This window comes from Streptomyces changchenzhani (assembly GCF_039766235.1).
Taxonomy (GTDB): domain Bacteria; phylum Actinomycetota; class Actinomycetes; order Streptomycetales; family Streptomycetaceae; genus Streptomyces.
On the sequence record NZ_JBDHNH010000006.1, the window covers coordinates 356,887 to 373,471 of the forward strand.

A 16,585-nucleotide genomic window follows, 5' to 3' on the forward strand; every position below is an offset into this window, starting at 1 on the left:
CAGCGACCGCGGATGTTCGTCAGACTTCCGTCATACCTCGGCGGACTCGCGTCATACCTCGGCGGACTCGCGTCGCACCTCGGCGGACTCGCTTCAGACCTGGATCCGCTCGGACTCGGCGGCCTTCTCCAGCTGGAAGGCCTCGTTGCCCAGGCCGATGCGGGCATGCACCTCGGGCTTCGTGGAGCGCAGGATCGCGCCGTACAGCAGGCCGACGACGGCGGCGGCGCCGATGATGGCGGGCAGGATCCAGCTCAGGGCGGAACCGGGACCCGCGCCCACGAGCACATCGAAGTCCTTGACGGTATAGAAGGCGATCACCAGGAGGGCCAGCCCGGAGAGGCCGGAGGCCACCAGACGGCCGGCCTGGGTACGACCGGCCCCGCGCCGTACGAAGAAGGCGATGACGGCCAGCGAGGCGGTCGCCATCAGCAGGATGACGCCGAGGGCGCCGACGTTGCCCATCCAGGTGAACAGGTGCAGCACGGGCGCCGTCGGGTCGCCGGCCGGCTTGTCGTCGGTGAGCGCGAAGGCCAGGACGACGGCCACGGAGACCGCGGACTGGAGCAGCGAGCCGCCGGCGGGGGCGCCGCTCGTCTTGTTCGTACGGCCGAAGGCGGCGGGCAGCAGGCCCTCGCGGCCCATCGCGAAGGCGTACCGCGCGACGACGTTGTGGAAGCTGAGCAGGGCCGCGAACATGCCCGTGACGAACAGGATGTGCAGGACGTCGGTGAAGGTCGAGCCGAGCCTGCTCTCGGTGAGGCCGAAGAGGAGGCCGGGTCCCTGCTCCCCCGCCACCTTGACGATCTCGCCGGGGCCCACGGCGACGCTCAGCGCCCAGGCGCTGAAGGCGAGGAAGAGCGCGGCGTAGCCGACCGCGAGGAACATCACGCGGCGGACGACGATCTGCGGGCGGCTGGTCTCCTCGGCGTACACCGGGGCCTGTTCGAAGCCGACGAAGGCGGCGATGCAGAAGCAGAGCGCGGTGCCCAGGCCCGCGCCGGTGAGCGTGTCGGGGTTGAACGCCTGGAGGGACAGGCCCTCCTTGCCGGGCTCCGCTATCGCCGCCACGTCGAAGATCACGACCAGCGCGCACTCGACGACGATCAGCACACCCAGCACCTTGGCGTTGAGGTCGATCTTGAGCCAGCCGAGCGCGCCGACCAGCACCACGGCCACCAGCGCCGGTATCCACCAGGCGACGGTGATGTCGAAGTAGGTGGCGAAGATCCCGGACACCTCGAAGCCGAGGATGCCGTAGATGCCGACCTGCATGGCGCTGTACGCGACGAGGGCGACCACCGAGGCCCCGGCGCCCGCGGTCGGGCCGAGGCCGCGGGCTATGTACGCGTAGAAGGCCCCGGCGTTGTGGACGTGCCGGCTCATCTCCGCGTATCCGACGCTGAACAGCATCAGGACCACGCCGAGGATGACGAAGAGCAGCGGCTGGCCGACGATGCCCATCACGCCGTATGTAGTGGGCATGACACCCGCAACCACCATCAGGGGCGCGCTGGCCGCCAGGACGGACAGCAGCAGCCCGGTGGTGCCAAGACGGCCCGCGCGCAGCGCACGGTCCTGTCCCTTGTACGTACGGATCTCACCGGCCTTGCCGCTGGTGCCGGCGCTCTCGCTGCGCACACCGGTCTCGCTCGTGCTCGATCTGCCCGTCGACATGGCGGGGTTGTCCCTTCGGTGAGGAGTTACACGGAGCCGAACGCGGCACTGCGTGCGGCGACGAACGCCTGATAGGGGTCCCGGTCCGGGTAGGACCAGGGCGCCGGGGTGAGATGCGGTCCGATGCGGCCGAAGAGTGCCGCCGCCTCGGCCGACCTGCCCTCGCAGAACTTCGCGTGGGCCAGGAAGTTGAGGTCTATGCAGTGGCGTGGGCTGTCCTCGTGCTCCCACTCCAGCCACCAGTCGAAGGCCGCCTTCATGACCTGGCGGGCGCGCCGGTCCGTCCAGTGGCCGGAGGCGACGGGGTCCGGGGACTCGCGGCCCGCCACGGCCAGGGCGCGGTAGCGCTCGGCGTGCGCGACGACCGGCAGTACGGCGAGCGGGGAGTCCGCGGGGGCCTGTTCGGCGGCCCAGGCGGCGAAGTCGTACACCTCGTGCAGGGGGTCGCGGCCGGTGTCCGGTCTGCGCTCGGCGAGCCGGGCGACCACCAGATGGTGGGCGTGATGGTGCTCGGGGTGGCGCAGCCGCACCTGGTCGAAGAGCTGGGTGACCTCCTCCTCCGTACCGAGCGAGCGGGCCAGCAGCAGCAGACCGAGCCAGGGCGTCGGGTCGTCGGGCGACCGGTCGGCGGCGCGGCGGCAGGCCTCGCGGGCCCGGTCCGCGGACTTCTTGCCGCGCAGGGCCGTGGAGACACGGGCGCAGGCCAGCAGCGTCAGGGCGTCGGCGCTCTCCGGCTCGGCGAGCAGCCAGTCCTCGGCCCAGGCGGCCGACCCGGCGCCCTCGGCGAGGACAACAAGACGGTGCCCGCGGCGGTCCCAGTCGTCACCGGTCGCGGTGAGCAGGGAGCGGACGCGGGTCCAGCGGCCCTGGGCGAGCTGCCCTCGTACGTCGGCCAGTTCGGTGTCGTCGAGTGCGGGGTCGAAAAAGTGGTCGGCCCGGCGGCGTGAGCGGCCGAGCGGCGGCGGAGGTGGGCTCATCCGCGGGTCCTCCACACGCAGTGTGCGAGCGTTTGATCACCGACAGCAAACCGGTAGGGACGGCTCCACGTCAAGACCGATCGGTGTCAACACGAGTGTCGGTCGCCGTACTTGGCTCGCCGCCCGGGGGACGGGGCGGCCTCCCTCTACACTTGCGCCATGTCTGACACCTCGGCGCTCCCACTCTGCCTGTTCGCCCATCCCGGCCCGCTGCGCGACCGGTTGGTCGCTGCCACGCTGTCCGGCGAGAAGGTGTCGACGACCGGTCTGCTCGTCGAATACGAGGTGGAGAAGGAGGAGTTGCCGCCGGTCGGCGAGCGTTCCGTGGTGGTCGACTCGGACGGCCGGCATGTCGCGGTGATCGAGCTGGCCGAAGTGCGGGTGTTGGCGCTCGGCGACGTGAACCTCCAGCACGCGCTGGACGAGGGCGAGGGCTACACGTCGGTCGCCGCCTGGCGCGCGGGGCACGAGACGTTCTGGCACGGCGAGGAGATGCGGGAGGCGCTCGGCGATCCGGAGTTCGAGGTCGACGACTCGACGATGGTGGTCGCGGAGCGCTTCCGGGTCGTCGAGCGGGTGGACGGGGCGGACACCGTCTGAGTGGGCTCCGGGCGGGGGGTGGTCGCGGTGGTACGGCCGGGGCGCGGGGGGCCGGGTTGCACCACTGGCCGCTCGAACCGTTGCCGTTGCGGCTGGTGTCCACCACGGACAGGGTGGTCGCGGCGAGCAAAGACGTAAGGACCGTCATGAGGCGGGCTTTCCTTCGCACAGTGGGTCCCCCCTCTTCAGGTTCGCGTCGGGTCGGGTCTCTAGGGTCGGGTCGGTGTGGGTCCGTTCAGTCGGCCTGGTCGGCGGTGGCGTCCACGTGCTCCACCGTGAGCGGTTCGAAGGCGATACGGGTCACCGAGCCGTCGTCCGCCCACCGCACCTCCACGCGGTCCACGTCCACCGACACCGCGGTGACCGCCCCGGCCAGAGCGTCGGACGGGTCGGACGGGTCGGACGCATCGGACCGCGGCTCCCCGGTGAGCGTGGCCAGGGCCGCGTAGACCGCCGTGCCCTCGGCTCCGGCCGTGAGCCGGGGCAGGTCCGCCCAGGGCGTGAACGCCGTGCCCCGCGGCGCCCGCGGCCGGTCCTGCCCGGTCCAGCCGTGCAGCGGGTGAAGCGCGGACAGCAGGGGCTCGGCGGGGTCCGTCGCCCAGCCCGTCTGCGCGACCCGGGCTCCGGGCGGTGCGCCCACCACACGGTGGACCCGCAGTTCACGGCTGCCCCGGACCACGGTGACGCTCTCCACCCGGAGGCCGGGCACCATCGGCGGTCCTGCGGCGAAGACCGGCAGGTGCCAGGAGGCCGCCCAGCCCCAGCCGTCGCCGTGTCCGGCGCCGAGCGGACGGATGCGGCGGCGGACACTGCGCACCCCGGCGACCTCGACGCAGAAGTGGTTGTCCGCCGTGTTTCCCGCTGCCGTCGGGCCGGTCCTGGTGGAGTAGGCCTGGCGCGCGTAGAGCGGATCGTTGCCGTCGGCCGACTCCCCCTCGTGCGGCCGTACATGGTCGCTGCCGTGGTTGTGCAGCCGTACGATCCCGTCGGCCCGGGTGCTCTGCACCAGCAGGCCGGGCGCGGGCAGCGCCAGCACCCGGTCCTGGCCCTCGCTGGGCGCGGGCTCCTCGGGCGCGGTCCACAGCGGATGCTGCGCCGGGGCGAGCAGGCATACGAAGGCCTTCGATGCCCAGTACGGCGAAGCGGGACCGGAGTAGGACTGCGAGGTCGCCGCGTGCGGGCCGTGCCAGCCCACGCTCAGCAGCCCGTCGGGGCCGACGGAGCCGCGGTCGACGAAGTAGCGCAGCGATCCGCTGAGCAACCGCCGCGCCACCCCGGGAGCGAGCGGGGTATGGCCTGTCACCGCGCCCAGCGCCACCGCGGAGGACGCGGCGAAGCGGTAGGTGAGCGAGCGCCCGAAGTGGAGGGGCGCGCCGTCGGCCCCGAAGAGCAGCGAGAAGCTCTCCAGGTGCTCCCGCAGCCGGGCGCCGTACGGGGCGAGGCCGTTGTCGTCCGCCAGGAAGGCGTCGAGCACGGGATACAGGTGCAGGGCCCAGCCGTTGTACTGGTCGAAGGCGCGGCCCTCGCCGTCCGCGTACCAGCCCTGCCCCCGGTACCAGGTCTCCAGCAGAGCGAGGGCACGCTCGCGGGCACGGGCGGTCTCCGCGTCGCCGCGGCCCACCGACTCCAGGAACCCGGCCACGGTGAAGGGGAAGAGATACCAGTTGTTGGGAGCGGGGACATGGCGCAGCGCGCCGCGCAGCCACTCCTCCGCCCGGTCCTGTACGTCCGCGTCGAGCCGGTCCCACAGCCAGGGCCGGGTCAGGCGCAGGCCGAGCGCCACGGACGCGGACTCCACCATCGGCTGGCCCCCGAGGTGCTGGTCGAGGATGAGCGGCCAGGACTCGGTGTCGTCACGGCCCGGCGTGCGGGTGCCGGCCGCGAGCCCCTGCGCGTACCGGTCGAGCCAGCCGTGCGGGTCCTTGCCGTCGGCCCCGGCGACCCGGAAGGCGGCGGCGAGGAAGGTGCGGGCGTATCCCTCCAGGCCGTCCGAGCGCACGCCGGAGGCGGAGGGCCGTCCCGGCAGGTCGAGCAGGGCTCCGCGCGGGGTGGCCCATCGCCAAGCGGCTCTCAGCAGTCCGTCGGCGGCGGCCTCCCAGTGGGCGCGGGTGTAGCCCGTGTACGGGCTCAGGTCCCGGTCGTCGCCGGGGAGTCCGAGGGGGTTCGACCGGCTGGGGGTGCTGCTTGGCGTGCTCATGCGAGATAGTCCAGCCTTTCGCGTCGTACCGGATGGCCGAAACCGTCGCCCGCGGCCCAGCGGCCGGTCTCGGACACGGCGAGAGCGGCCAGCCGCCCCCACTCGTTGCCCTGCGATCCTGCGAGGTGCGGGGTGATGGTGACGTTGTCGCAGTCCCACAGGGGGTGTTCGGGCGGCAGGGCCTCGGGGTCGGTGACGTCCAGCACGGCCCGGATCCGGCGCTCCTTCAGCGCTTCGGTGAGCGCGTCCTGGTCGACGACGGCTCCGCGGGCGGTGTTGATGAGCACCGCGTCCGGTCGCATCGCGTCGATCAGCTCCCGGCTGACCAGTCCGTGGGTGGCGGGGAGCAGCGGCGTGTGGACGCTGACGACGTCGCCGCGCTCGAACAGTTCGGCGATGCCGACCGCCCGCACGCCGAGCGACGCGGCCTCCTCCTCGGTGACGTACGGGTCGTGCAGCAGCACCCTCAGGTCGTACGGGCGCAGCAGTTCCACGACTCTGCGCCCGATCAGCGAGGCGGAGAGAATGCCGACGGTGCGGCCGTAGTTGCCGATGTCGCGCGGGGTGCTCAGCCAGTCGCCGCGGTGGCGCGTGGTGCGGAACTCCCGTGCGCGCTCCAGGACGTGCTTGCCGCTGAGCAGGATCATGGCGACGGTGTACTCCGCGGCGGGCAGCGCGTTGGCCGCGGCTGCGGAGGACACCTCGATGCCACGATTCCAGCACTCCTCGGTGATGTGGCCGCGCACCGAGCCCCCCGTGTGGACGACGGCGCGCAGCCGGGGTGCGGAGTCGAGCACACCGGCGTCGAGCGGCGGGCAGCCCCAGCCGGTGACCAGGACCTCCACGTCCTGCAGCACGGCGCGGGCTTGTGCGGTGGTGAAGTCGGCGATGACGGGGGGGCGGCGCGAGGTCGCAGACCCGGCCGAGGGCGGCCAGGGCCGCCGGGTCGAACACGGCCGCCGCCGTGTCCGGCGCCATGGCGAGGGCGGCACGGGGACGGGGGTGGCCGCCGGCAGTGGTGGGCATCTGTCTCCTGAGACGTCTGTGGCGTTGGGGGGTGTCGTTTGGATCAGGTCAATAGACCGATCAATAGAAACTCAAAGCGGTCACACGATCGGGCGGAGTGGCTGGGCGGACCCCCGCACCATCAGCTCGGGCAGCAGCTCCACCCGGCGCGCCCCGCCCGTCCCCGGCTCCCGCGGCTCCGTGAGCCGGCGCAGCAGCAGCTCGGCCGCCACCCGCCCCACCTCGGCCTTCGGCGGCGCCACCGCGGTCAGCGGCGTGCTGCCCAGCGCGGCCACCACGTCGTCGTAGGCCACCACCGAGCAGTCCTGCGGCACCCGCATCCCGCTGTCGGCGAGCTGCTGGACCAGAATCAGCGCGTCCACATCACCGTGCAGCACGGCCGCCGTGCTCCCCCGCTCCCGCAGCAGCGCCGCGAGACCGCCGGGCGCGAAGGCGGCGTCGGCCTCCGGTCCACCGTCCACTGCCTCACCGCCCCGCTCGGGCCCGGCGTCCGCGGCGCTGAGCACCACGGTCCAGTCCTCGATCTCCGGCCGGGCCGCGGCGATTTCGGCGAAGGCCGCCCGCACGGCGCGGGCGGTGGGGCTGTCGTCGCGGGCGGCCAGCACGATCCGCCGATGGCCGAGCGAGACGAGGTGGTCCACCGCGAGCTGCGTCCCGTACCAGTGGTCCGAGCAGACCGAGTCCATGGCGTGCAGCGCGCCGCCCCGGTGCGGCCTTCGCTCCATGAGCACCGTGGGCACCCCGGCCTGCGCCAGCCAGCCGTAGTCCGCCTCCTCAGCGGCGGCGGTGCGCCAGCGCGGCGCGATCAGCAGCCCCCGCACCCCGTCCGCCAGCGCCCGTTCGACGATGGGGCGCTCGGCGCCGGTCACCTGCGGCGCGATGTGCAGGGTGACCCGGATACCGGCCTTCTCCAGGGCGATGCGCGCGCCGTTCATGGTCTCGTACAGATAGGTGTGCCGCTCCGGTACGACGAGGGCCACCGCCCCGCCCTCGCCCGGCGGCCCGGCGGTCACCGGGCCCTGGCCCACGGGCCGCACGGGCCCCACGGGCTCCACGGGGACGAGCGAGCGGGCCACGCCGTGACCGCGTCGCAGCTTGCCCGCCCGCGCCAGTTCCTCGACGTCCCGGCGGAGCGTGACCACCGAGACCTCCAGCTCGGTCGCGAGGTCGGTGACCCGGACCGTGCCGCGCGACTGCACGACCGCCAGAATGCGCTGACGCCTGACGTCGCTCGGCTCCCGAATGCGTGGCCCCCTCGCGGCGTTACCCGCGTGTTGTTCGTTTGAGCGTTTCGGATCGAGCATACCGATCGCACGCCCGGGACCGCCGGTAAGGGGGCTAGCCGACAGCCTTCGCCGCGGCGCGGCCCGCCGTACGCCCCGAGAAGAGGCAGCCGCCGAGGAAGGTGCCTTCGAGCGAGCGGTATCCGTGCATCCCGCCGCCGCCGAACCCGGCCGCCTCGCCCGCCGCGTACACCCCGGGCAGCGTGTCCCCACTGTCGGTGAGCACTCGCGAGGACAGGTCGGTCTCCAGGCCGCCGAGCGACTTGCGGGTGAGGATGTGCAGGCGCACCGCGATGAGCGGGCCCGCCTTGGGGTCGAGGATGCGGTGCGGCGCCGCCGTACGGATGAGCTTGTCGCCCAGGTAGTTGCGGGCTCCGCGGATCGCCATCACCTGGAGGTCCTTGGTGAAGGTGTTGGTGATCTCCCGGTCGCGCGCGGTGATTTCGTGGCGCAGCGCGGCCTCGTCGATCAGCGGCTCCTTGGTCAGCGCGTTCATCCCGCGCACCAGCGATGCCAGGTCCTTCTCCACGACGAAGTCCGCGCCCTTGTCCATGAACGCCTTGACCGGGCCGGGTACGTCGGCCCGCGCCCGGCCGATGACATCGCGGATCGACTTGCCCGTCAGGTCCGGGTTCTGCTCGGAGCCCGAGAGCGCGAACTCCTTGCCGATGATCCGCTGGTCGAGGACGAACCAGGTGTAGTCGTAACCGGTCTTCATGATGTGGTCGAGCGTGCCGAGGGTGTCGAAGCCGGGGAAGAGCGGCACGGGCAGCCGCTTGCCGGTGGCGTCGAACCACAGGGACGAGGGGCCCGGCAGGATGCGGATGCCGTGCTTGGCCCAGATGGGATTCCAGTTCTCGATGCCCTCGGTGTAGTGCCACATCCGGTCGCGGTTGATCATGCGGCCACCGGCGCCCTCGGTGATGCCGAGCATCAGGCCGTCCACGTGCGCGGGCACGCCGGAGAGCATCGAGGCGGGCGGAGTGCCAAGACGCTGGGGCCAGTTGGCGCGTACGAGGTCGTGGTTGCCGCCGATGCCGCCCGAGGTGACGATCACTGCCTGGGCCCTGAGCTCGAACTCGCCGGCCGTCTCACGGCTGCTGGCAACACCCCGCTCGACGCCGGAGGGGGACAGGATCTCGCCGGTGACGGTGTCCACGGAGCCCGCGCTGCGGGCCAGGCCGGTGACGCGGTGGCGGAACTTCAGCTTGACGAGGCCGCGCGCGACGCCGTCGCGCACCCGGCGCTCGAACGGTGCGACGAGGCCGGGCCCGGTGCCCCAGGTGATGTGGAAGCGGGGCACGGAGTTGCCGTGCCCGTTGGCGTCGTACCCGCCGCGCTCGGCCCAGCCGACGATCGGGAAGAAGCGCACGCCCTGGCCGTGCAGCCAGGCGCGCTTCTCCCCCGCGGCGAAGTCGACGTACGCCTCGGCCCACTTGCGGGGCCAGTGGTCCTCCTCGCGGTCGAAGCCGGCCGTGCCGTGCCAGTCCTGGAGGGCCAGTTCGCGGCTGTCCTTGATCCGCATCCGGCGCTGCTCGGGGGAGCCGACGAAGAAGAGGCCGCCGAAGGACCAGTGCGCCTGGCCTCCGATGGACTGCTCGGGTTCCTGGTCGAGCAGGATCACCGTGCGGCCCGCGTCGACCAGTTCAGCGGTGGCTGCCAGGCCGGCGAGGCCCGCCCCGATCACGATCACATCAGCGTCGTACGCCATGGTTTCCGTCCTTGCCGGGGCGAGTGGAGTGGGAAGTTACTCGTGCGTCAGATCTTCGGGACAGGCAGTCGAAGCGTCAACCGTGCGGGGTGTTGGATTGGTTCCATGACGACCGAAGGAACATCCGACCCCGCCGCCGAGATCCTCGACATCGTCGACGAGAACGACGATGTCGTCGGGCAGGCCCCACGCGGCGAGGCGTACGCCCGGGGCCTGCGCCACCGCTGCGTCTTCGTGCTCGCGCGGGACGCCGATGGACGGTACTTCGTGCACCGCAGGACGCCGGTGAAGCTCGTCTTCCCTTCGTTGTACGACATGTTCGTGGGCGGGGTCGTCGGCGCGGGCGAGTCGTACGACGACGCGGCGCTGCGCGAGGCGGAGGAGGAGCTCGGCGTCAGCGGGCTGCCCCGGCCCGTACCGCTGCTGAAGTTCCTCTACGAGAGCCCCGACGGCGCGCGGACCTGGTGGTCGTACGTCTACGAGGTGCGCTGCGAGCTTCCGGTGAACCCGCAGGTGGAGGAGGTCGCCTGGCACACCTTCCTGCCCGGTGCGGAGCTGGAGAAGCGGCTCGGCGTGTGGGAGTGGGTGCCGGACGGGCTCGCCGCGTGGGAGCGGGTACGGGCGTTTCGCACGGGTGGGGCGGAGGCGGTCGGCCGGTAGGGTGCGGCGCGTGATCGACTTCGTGCGGAGCCTGCGGCTGTGGTTCGCTCCGCAGCGCATCAAGGAAGAGGGCGAGACCCCCGACTACCGGTTCTCGCTGGCCAATGAACGTACCTTCCTGGCCTGGATCCGCACGGCTCTTGCCCTGATCGGGGGCGGTTTCGCCGTTGATCAGTTTCTGCCGGACCTGCCCCGGGCCGTCAAAGCGACCATGGCACTCGGGCTGCTGGTCGCCGGTGTGCTGTGCGCGCTGCGGGCCGTGAACCACTGGATGCGCTGCGAGCAGGCGATGCGGCGGGGCGAGGACCTTCCGGTGACGCGCTTCCCGACGGTGCTGAGCCTGGTGGTCGCCGTTGTCGCGGTGGCGATGGTGGTGGTCGTCATCTTCGGCTGGGAGGGCAAGTGACTGCCTCTGCCTCGCCTGCCTCGCCCGTCCCTGCCCGGGACCCCGGCCTTCAGCCGGAGCGGACCAGGCTGGCCTGGCGGCGTACGACGCTCTCCTGCACGGTGGTGGCCGTGCTGGCGGGACGGCAGGCGGCCGGTGAGGAGATTTCCGTGGCCTCGGTGGTCGCGGTGTCGCTGACGATGCTCGTCTGGCTGGCGTTCCTGTGGGTTGCGCACCGGCGGATGCGGGTGGTGGGCAGCAGTCCGAGTCCGGGGGCGATGTCGGTGGGGGGTGCCTTGGTGGCGGCGGCGTGCACGGTTGCTCTGGCGGGGTTCGCGGTGGCGATGGTGGGGTGAGGGGCGGGTGCGGGCGGGCCGTGGTGCGGGTTGCCTGCGGCGCTGTTCCCCTACCCGCCCCTTCCCGCTGTGACATTTTGCGGCTGCCGCCGCATGGCGGGGCAGGCCCCGGACCCCCGGACGCCGTACAGGCGAGGACCTGCGGCGGCAGCCGCAGAATGTCACAGCATCGTCACCACGATCTTGCCCCGCGTGCGCCCCTGCTCGTTGAGGCGGTACGCCTCCGCCGCCTGTTCCAGCGGGAACACGCGGTCCACATGGACGGTGATGACACCCTCGTCCGCCAGCTCGCCCAGCTTCCGCAGATCGCCCGCGTCGGGCCGTACGAACACATAGCGTCCGCCGTGTTCGGTGACCGACCCGTCCGCGATCGAGGCCAGTCGGCCGCCCGGGGTCAGCAGCTCGACCGAGGCCGTGAGCGCGTCGCCGCCCACCGTGTCGAACGCCGCGTCGACGCCGCCGGGCGCCAGGGCCCGTACCCGCTCCACCAGTCCGTCGCCGTACGTCACCGGCTCCGCACCCAGCTTCCGCAAGTGGTCGTGGTTGCGCTCGCTGGCCGTGCCGATCACGCGGGCGCCCGCGTGCCGGGCGATCTGCACCGCGAGGGAGCCCACACCGCCCGCCGCCGCGTGCACCAGCACCGTGTCGCCCTTGCGCACCTCCAGTGCCCCGTGCAGCACCTGGTAGGCGGTGAGACCGGCCAGCGGCAGCCCGGCGGCCTCCTCGAAGCTCAGGCTCGTGGGCTTGGGGGCGAGAGTGCGAACGGGGGCGGCGACGAATTCGGCGAAGGTACCGCGGGAGAGGAAGTCCTCGCGTACGTACCCGATGACCTCGTCACCGACGGCGAACTCCGTCACGGACGCACCGGGCTGGACGACGACCCCGGACACGTCCCAGCCGGGGATCACCGGGAAGACGGCGTCGAACGCGCCGTCGAGATAGCCCTGCCGGCACTTCCAGTCGACCGGGTTGACGGCCGCGGCCGTCACCTTCACCAGGACGGAGTCGGGTCCGACCTTGGGGTCGGGGCGCTCGCCGTATTCGAGGACATCTGAGCCGCCGTAGCGGGAGTAACTGATCGCCTTCATGCCTCCGACCCTCCGCGCAGCCCGGCCCGGGCGCAAGCCGAAGCGGAAACAGTGGGGTGCGACGTGCGGAAGGGCACACGGACCACGGAGCGGTACCGGGATCAATCGGCTATTCAGGACTAGCCTCTGAAGTGCACTGATTTGTCCGCATCGCACCAGAGGTGAACGTCATGGCCATCCTCCACCAGGAGCACCCGACCCACGAGCACGCGCACGGTCCGGCCTGCGGGCACACCCAAATCCCGCACGGCGACCACCTCGACTACGCCCACGACGGGCACCTGCACCGGGAGCACTCCGGGCACTGGGACGAGTGCGAGTCCACGGACCACGTCACGCACGGCGAGCACGGCCACGCGCACGGGCAGAACTGCGGACACCCCGCGGTCACCCACGGCGACCATGTCGACTACGTCCACGACGGCCACCGGCACGCCGCCCATGAGGGCCACTGGGACGATCACTGACCCAGCGGGTACCCCCCTTCCCCCGGGTCCGCATCAACTGGCAGGCTCTCATCGACCAGTTCGATCAGTGTGATCACCTCGATCAGCTCGATCTCGACCCGGGGGACCCTCATGCCCGCCACCGATCCGTACACCGTCAGGCTCGCGCCCGAAGTCCACGCCTACATCCAGCCGGACGGCGGATGGTGCCTGAGCAACGCGGGGTTCGTCAGCGACGGCGAGTCCACCCTGCTGGTGGACACGGCGGCCACCGAGCGCCGAGCGCACGCGCTGCGCGAGGCGCTGCTGGCGACCGGGGCGCCGCTCCCCCGCACCGTCGTCAATACGCACCACCACGGCGACCACACCTACGGCAACAGCGTCTTCCTGCCCGAGGCCACCGTGGTCGGGCACGACACCTGCCGCGCCGAGGTCCTGGCGGTCGGGCACCAGCTGCACACGGTGTGGCCACAGACCGACTTCGGTGAGATCACCATCACCGCGCCCACCCTCACGTACAGCGAGCGCCTCACCGTGCACGTGGGCGGGACCGAAGTACGGATCATTCACCCCGGCGTCGCGCACACCACCGGCGATTCGGTCGTCCATCTGCCGGAGCACGGCATCGTCTTCACCGGCGACCTGGTCTTCCAGGGCGGCACCCCCTTCGTCCCGATGGGATCCCTGAGCGGTTCGCTGCGCGCACTCGACCTGCTGCGCTCACTGGACGCGAGCACGGTCGTGCCGGGCCACGGGCCGATCACCGATCCGTCCGCGTACGACGCGACAGAGCGCTATCTGCGGTACGTCGCCGAGCTCGCCGAGGCCGGTCGCACCAAGGGGCTCACTCCGCTGGAGACGGCGAAGCAGGCGGATCTCGGGGACTTCGCCGAGCTGCGCGAGAGCGAGCGGCTCGTCGCCAATCTGCACCGCGCCTACGCCGAGCTGGACGGGCTTCCGCTGGGCTCGCCGCTCGATCCGATGGCCCTCTTCACCGACATGGCGATCATGAACGGAGGCCGTCCGGTCGCCTGTCATGCGTGATTCCGGTCTCGGGGCGCGTCGGCGCACTGGACTACATACCGACTGGTCGGCATGATGAGATGCGACGTACTAAACGCCCTCGGAGGTGCAGTCCATGAGCGCAGCCCACCCGCCAGGTCTTGATCCTGAGCAGTTGCGCGGTCTTCTCGACCGCGAGCGGCCGGGGCTGGTCAGCGGACCGCTCAGCGCCCGGCTGATCGAGGGCGGCCGGTCGAACCTGACGTACGCCGTCACCGACGGGCACACGCGGTGGGTCGTGCGCCGGCCGCCACTGGGGCATGTGCTGGCCACCGCGCACGACATGAAGCGCGAGTTCCGGGTGATCAGCGCGCTGCACCCGACGGATGTGCCGGTGCCCGCGCCGGTGCTGCTGTGCGAGGACGAGTCGGTGATCGGGTCGCCGTTCTATGTCATGGAGTTCGTGGAGGGTGTTCCGTACCGTACGGCCGAGGAACTGGCCGTCCTCGGTGCCGAGCGCACCCGTGAGGCGGTGCTCGACCTGGTCGACACCCTCGTCACGCTGCACTCCGTGGACCCCGCCGCGGTCGGACTCGGCGACTTCGGCCGGCCCGAGGGCTTCCTCGACCGGCAGTTGCGGCGCTGGGGCAAGCAGCTCGACGCCTCCCGCAACCGTGACCTGCCCGGCATCGACGAGCTGCACTCCGCGCTCGGGCGCTCGCTGCCCGCCTCCCCCGCGCCGACCGTGGTGCACGGCGACTACCGGCTCGACAACGTCCTGATCGCCCCCACCGGCGTCGGCGGCGGCGACCGGATCACGGCCGTCCTCGACTGGGAGATGTCGACGCTCGGCGATCCGCTGACCGACCTCGGCCTGCTGGTGATGTACAGCTCGGAGCTGTCGCTCCCCGACTCGCCGATCAGCACGACCAGCGGCGCCCCCGGGCATCCGTCGGCGCGCGAGATCGTCGAGCGGTACGCCGCCGGGTCCGGCCGGGACACCTCCGCGATCGACTGGTACACGGCGTTCGCCTGGTTCAAGCTCGCCGTGATCCTGGAGGGCATCCACTACCGCTTCACGCTCGGGCAGACCGTCGGCCCCGGCTTCGACCAAATCGGCGATCTGGTCCCCGTGTTCATCGAGCACGGCCTCACCACCCTCCAGGAAGGCTGAGACACCATGGACTTCGCATTCGACGCGCGGACCGAAGAGCTCCGGACCCGACTGCTCGCCTTCATGGACGAGCACGTATATCCGGCCGAGACAGTCGCGCACGAGCAGCGCGGGCAGCTCGCCTCGCCCTGGGACACCCCGCAGATCGTCGAGGACCTCAAGACCGAGGCCCGTCGGCAGGGGCTGTGGAACCTCTTCCTGCCGGACGCCGAGCACGGCGCCGGGCTGACCAACCTGCAGTACGCGCCGCTGGCCGAAATCACCGGCCGCAGCCCGCAGTTGGCGCCCACGGCTCTCAACTGCGCGGCCCCGGACACCGGGAACATGGAGGTGCTCGCCCAGTTCGCCACCGACGAGCAGAAGAAGCAGTGGCTCGATCCGCTGCTCGCCGGTGAGATCCGCTCGGCCTTCGCGATGACCGAGCCCGAGGTGGCCTCGTCGGACGCAACGAACATCCAGACGCGGATCGAGCGGGTCGGCGAGGAGTACGTCGTCACGGGCCGCAAGTGGTACATCTCGGGGGCGATGAACCCGGATTGCAAGATCTTCATCGTGATGGGCAAGACCGACCCGGACGGCGAGGACCCGCGCCGCCAGCAGTCGATGATCCTGGTGCCGCGCGACACCCCGGGGGTCGAGATCCGGCGTGCAATGCAGGTGTACGGGTACGAGGACCACTCCCACGGGGGCCACGCGGAGGTCGTCTTCGCCGGTGCGCGGGTGCCCGCCGCGAACCTGATCGGCGAGGAGGGCAGCGGCTTCGCCATCGCCCAGGCCCGGCTCGGCCCCGGCCGCATCCACCACTGCATGCGGCTGATCGGCATGGCCGAGCGGGCCATCGAGCTGATGTGCCGGCGGGCGGTGGAGCGGACGGCCTTCGGCAAGCCGATCGCCCAGCAGGGGGTCGTACAGAACTGGATCGCCGACTCGCGGGTCGCGGTCGAGCAGCTGCGGCTGCTGGTCCTCAAGACCGCGTGGCTGATGGACACCGTGGGCAACCGGGGCGCGCACACCGAGATCCAGGCCATCAAGATCGCGACGCCGCGCGCGGTGGTCGACATCATCGACAAGGCGGTACAGCTGCACGGCGCGGGCGGGGTCAGCCAGGACTTCCCGCTGGCGGAGCTTTGGGCGGGGGCGCGGACGCTGAAGCTGGCGGACGGGCCGGACGAGGTGCATCAGCGGTCGCTGGCCCGGCGCGAGCTGAAGAAGTACGTGTAGGGCGGGTGGGGCGGGGCGCCTGCGAACGCCGGACGGGCTGAAGGATTCTTTTCAGCCCGTCCGGCGCGTTTGAGGACCGGGGTCTGGGGCGGAGCCCCAGCTTCGGGAAGGGGCGGGTAGGGGAAAGCCCCGCGCAGCGGCACCCCCGCACCCCCTACGGCCGCAACGCCCGCAGCAGCAGATCCGCCAGGTGGTCCGCGACCTGCTGCGGGGTGAGCGGGCCGTTCGGGCGGTACCACGTCGACAGGTGGTGCACGGAGCCGAAGTGGTAGTCGACCACCAGATCCGCCGGTGTGGCCAGCGAGAACACCCCGTTCTTCTGCCCTTCCTCGACCAGCGCCCGGAACCGCTCGTGGTAGCGCCGCCGCTCCGCCCGCACCTGCTTGTCCTTCTCCGGGCTCAGGTGGTGCATGGAGCGGAAGAAGATCGACGCGTCGTCGAGGTTGTCGATGGTGGTGACGACCACGTCCGCCGCCGCGTCCCGCAGCCGCTGCTCCACCGGCGCGTCCGCGTCCGCGAAGGCGTCGAGGCGCTCCTGCTGGAGGCGGAGCACGCGCGCGTACACCTCGTGCAGCAGGTCGTCCTTGGAGCCGAAGTAGTGGTAGAGGGCGCCCTTGGTGACACCGGCCGCCTCGACGATCTCCTGGACGGAGGTCCGGTCGTAGCCGCGCTCGGCGAACAGGCGGGTGGCGGCGGCCAGCAGCCTCTGGGGGACGGGAATGCCGCTCCCGTCCGTCGTCCTGGCCATTGCCGCCACCTGCCTTTCGTCGAAGAGTCCGTGT

General features: G+C 71.7%; 15 protein-coding genes and 1 pseudogene. 8 read left to right on the forward strand and 8 right to left on the reverse strand.

What is annotated here, in order from left to right; genetic code table 11:
* Window positions 1-93: 93 nt before the first annotated feature.
* Complete coding sequence (locus tag ABCR94_RS21210; protein WP_347121187.1) at window positions 94-1,677, reverse strand: APC family permease; 1,584 nt, start codon at window positions 1,675-1,677, stop codon at window positions 94-96.
* Between the two features lie 26 nt (window positions 1,678-1,703).
* Window positions 1,704-2,654 (reverse strand): hypothetical protein, encoded by a 951-nt coding sequence (locus ABCR94_RS21215; RefSeq protein ID WP_347121188.1) that lies wholly within the window; start codon window positions 2,652-2,654, stop codon window positions 1,704-1,706.
* A 159-nt stretch (window positions 2,655-2,813) separates the two neighbouring features.
* Here ABCR94_RS21215 and ABCR94_RS21220 point away from each other — a divergent pair, with 159 nt between their 5' ends.
* Complete coding sequence (locus ABCR94_RS21220) at window positions 2,814-3,254, forward strand: ASCH domain-containing protein (RefSeq protein WP_347121190.1); 441 nt, start codon at window positions 2,814-2,816, stop codon at window positions 3,252-3,254.
* 235 nt (window positions 3,255-3,489) lie between these two features.
* Here ABCR94_RS21220 and ABCR94_RS21225 read toward each other — a convergent pair whose 3' ends face one another.
* The 4 genes and pseudogenes from ABCR94_RS21225 to ABCR94_RS21240 form a co-directional block, all read right to left on the reverse strand.
* Window positions 3,490-5,451 (reverse strand): DUF2264 domain-containing protein, encoded by a 1,962-nt coding sequence (locus ABCR94_RS21225; protein WP_347121191.1) that lies wholly within the window; start codon window positions 5,449-5,451, stop codon window positions 3,490-3,492.
* Window positions 5,448-6,477, reverse strand: a pseudogene (locus ABCR94_RS21230) (hydroxyacid dehydrogenase). The gene ABCR94_RS21225 and the pseudogene ABCR94_RS21230 overlap by 4 nt, the downstream one beginning before the upstream one ends.
* An 80-nt stretch (window positions 6,478-6,557) precedes the next feature.
* Window positions 6,558-7,721: a substrate-binding domain-containing protein gene (locus ABCR94_RS21235; protein WP_347121397.1), complete on the reverse strand. Its 1,164-nt coding sequence runs from the start codon at window positions 7,719-7,721 to the stop codon at window positions 6,558-6,560.
* A gap of 94 nt (window positions 7,722-7,815) precedes the next feature.
* Entirely contained in the window at window positions 7,816-9,471 is a 1,656-nt protein-coding gene (locus ABCR94_RS21240; protein WP_347121193.1) for an FAD-binding dehydrogenase, read from the reverse strand.
* 105 nt (window positions 9,472-9,576) lie between these two features.
* On the opposite strand from ABCR94_RS21240, the gene ABCR94_RS21245 reads away from it, so the two are divergent.
* From ABCR94_RS21245 to ABCR94_RS21255, 3 genes are read left to right on the forward strand one after another with little or no spacing between them, the layout of a single operon-like run.
* Window positions 9,577-10,131, forward strand: a complete 555-nt coding sequence (locus tag ABCR94_RS21245; RefSeq protein ID WP_347121194.1) for an NUDIX hydrolase — start codon at window positions 9,577-9,579, stop codon at window positions 10,129-10,131.
* Between the two features lie 10 nt (window positions 10,132-10,141).
* On the forward strand, window positions 10,142-10,537 hold the full coding sequence (locus ABCR94_RS21250) for a YidH family protein (RefSeq protein ID WP_347121196.1): 396 nt from the start codon (window positions 10,142-10,144) through the stop codon (window positions 10,535-10,537).
* On the forward strand, window positions 10,534-10,872 hold the full coding sequence (locus ABCR94_RS21255; protein ID WP_347121198.1) for a DUF202 domain-containing protein: 339 nt from the start codon (window positions 10,534-10,536) through the stop codon (window positions 10,870-10,872). Before ABCR94_RS21250 ends, ABCR94_RS21255 begins: the two co-directional genes overlap by 4 nt.
* Window positions 10,873-11,033: 161 nt before the next feature.
* Here ABCR94_RS21255 and ABCR94_RS21260 read toward each other — a convergent pair whose 3' ends face one another.
* A complete protein-coding gene (locus tag ABCR94_RS21260) occupies window positions 11,034-11,960 on the reverse strand; it encodes an NADP-dependent oxidoreductase (RefSeq protein ID WP_347121200.1) in 927 nt (308 codons plus the stop codon).
* Between the two features lie 170 nt (window positions 11,961-12,130).
* Here ABCR94_RS21260 and ABCR94_RS21265 point away from each other — a divergent pair, with 170 nt between their 5' ends.
* The 4 genes from ABCR94_RS21265 to ABCR94_RS21280 all read left to right on the forward strand — a co-directional run bounded on the left by ABCR94_RS21265 (window position 12,131) and on the right by ABCR94_RS21280 (window position 15,803).
* Window positions 12,131-12,427: a hypothetical protein gene (locus ABCR94_RS21265; RefSeq protein ID WP_347121201.1), complete on the forward strand. Its 297-nt coding sequence runs from the start codon at window positions 12,131-12,133 to the stop codon at window positions 12,425-12,427.
* 111 nt (window positions 12,428-12,538) lie between these two features.
* Entirely contained in the window at window positions 12,539-13,450 is a 912-nt protein-coding gene (locus ABCR94_RS21270; protein WP_347121202.1) for an MBL fold metallo-hydrolase, read from the forward strand.
* A 94-nt stretch (window positions 13,451-13,544) separates the two neighbouring features.
* Complete coding sequence (locus tag ABCR94_RS21275; protein WP_347121204.1) at window positions 13,545-14,582, forward strand: phosphotransferase family protein; 1,038 nt, start codon at window positions 13,545-13,547, stop codon at window positions 14,580-14,582.
* Window positions 14,583-14,588: 6 nt separating this feature from the next.
* Entirely contained in the window at window positions 14,589-15,803 is a 1,215-nt protein-coding gene (locus ABCR94_RS21280; protein ID WP_347121206.1) for an acyl-CoA dehydrogenase family protein, read from the forward strand.
* Window positions 15,804-15,957: 154 nt separating this feature from the next.
* Here the strand turns inward: ABCR94_RS21280 and ABCR94_RS21285 are convergent, their stop codons facing one another.
* On the reverse strand, window positions 15,958-16,551 hold the full coding sequence (locus tag ABCR94_RS21285) for a TetR/AcrR family transcriptional regulator (RefSeq protein ID WP_347121208.1): 594 nt from the start codon (window positions 16,549-16,551) through the stop codon (window positions 15,958-15,960).
* Window positions 16,552-16,585 lie beyond the last annotated feature (34 nt).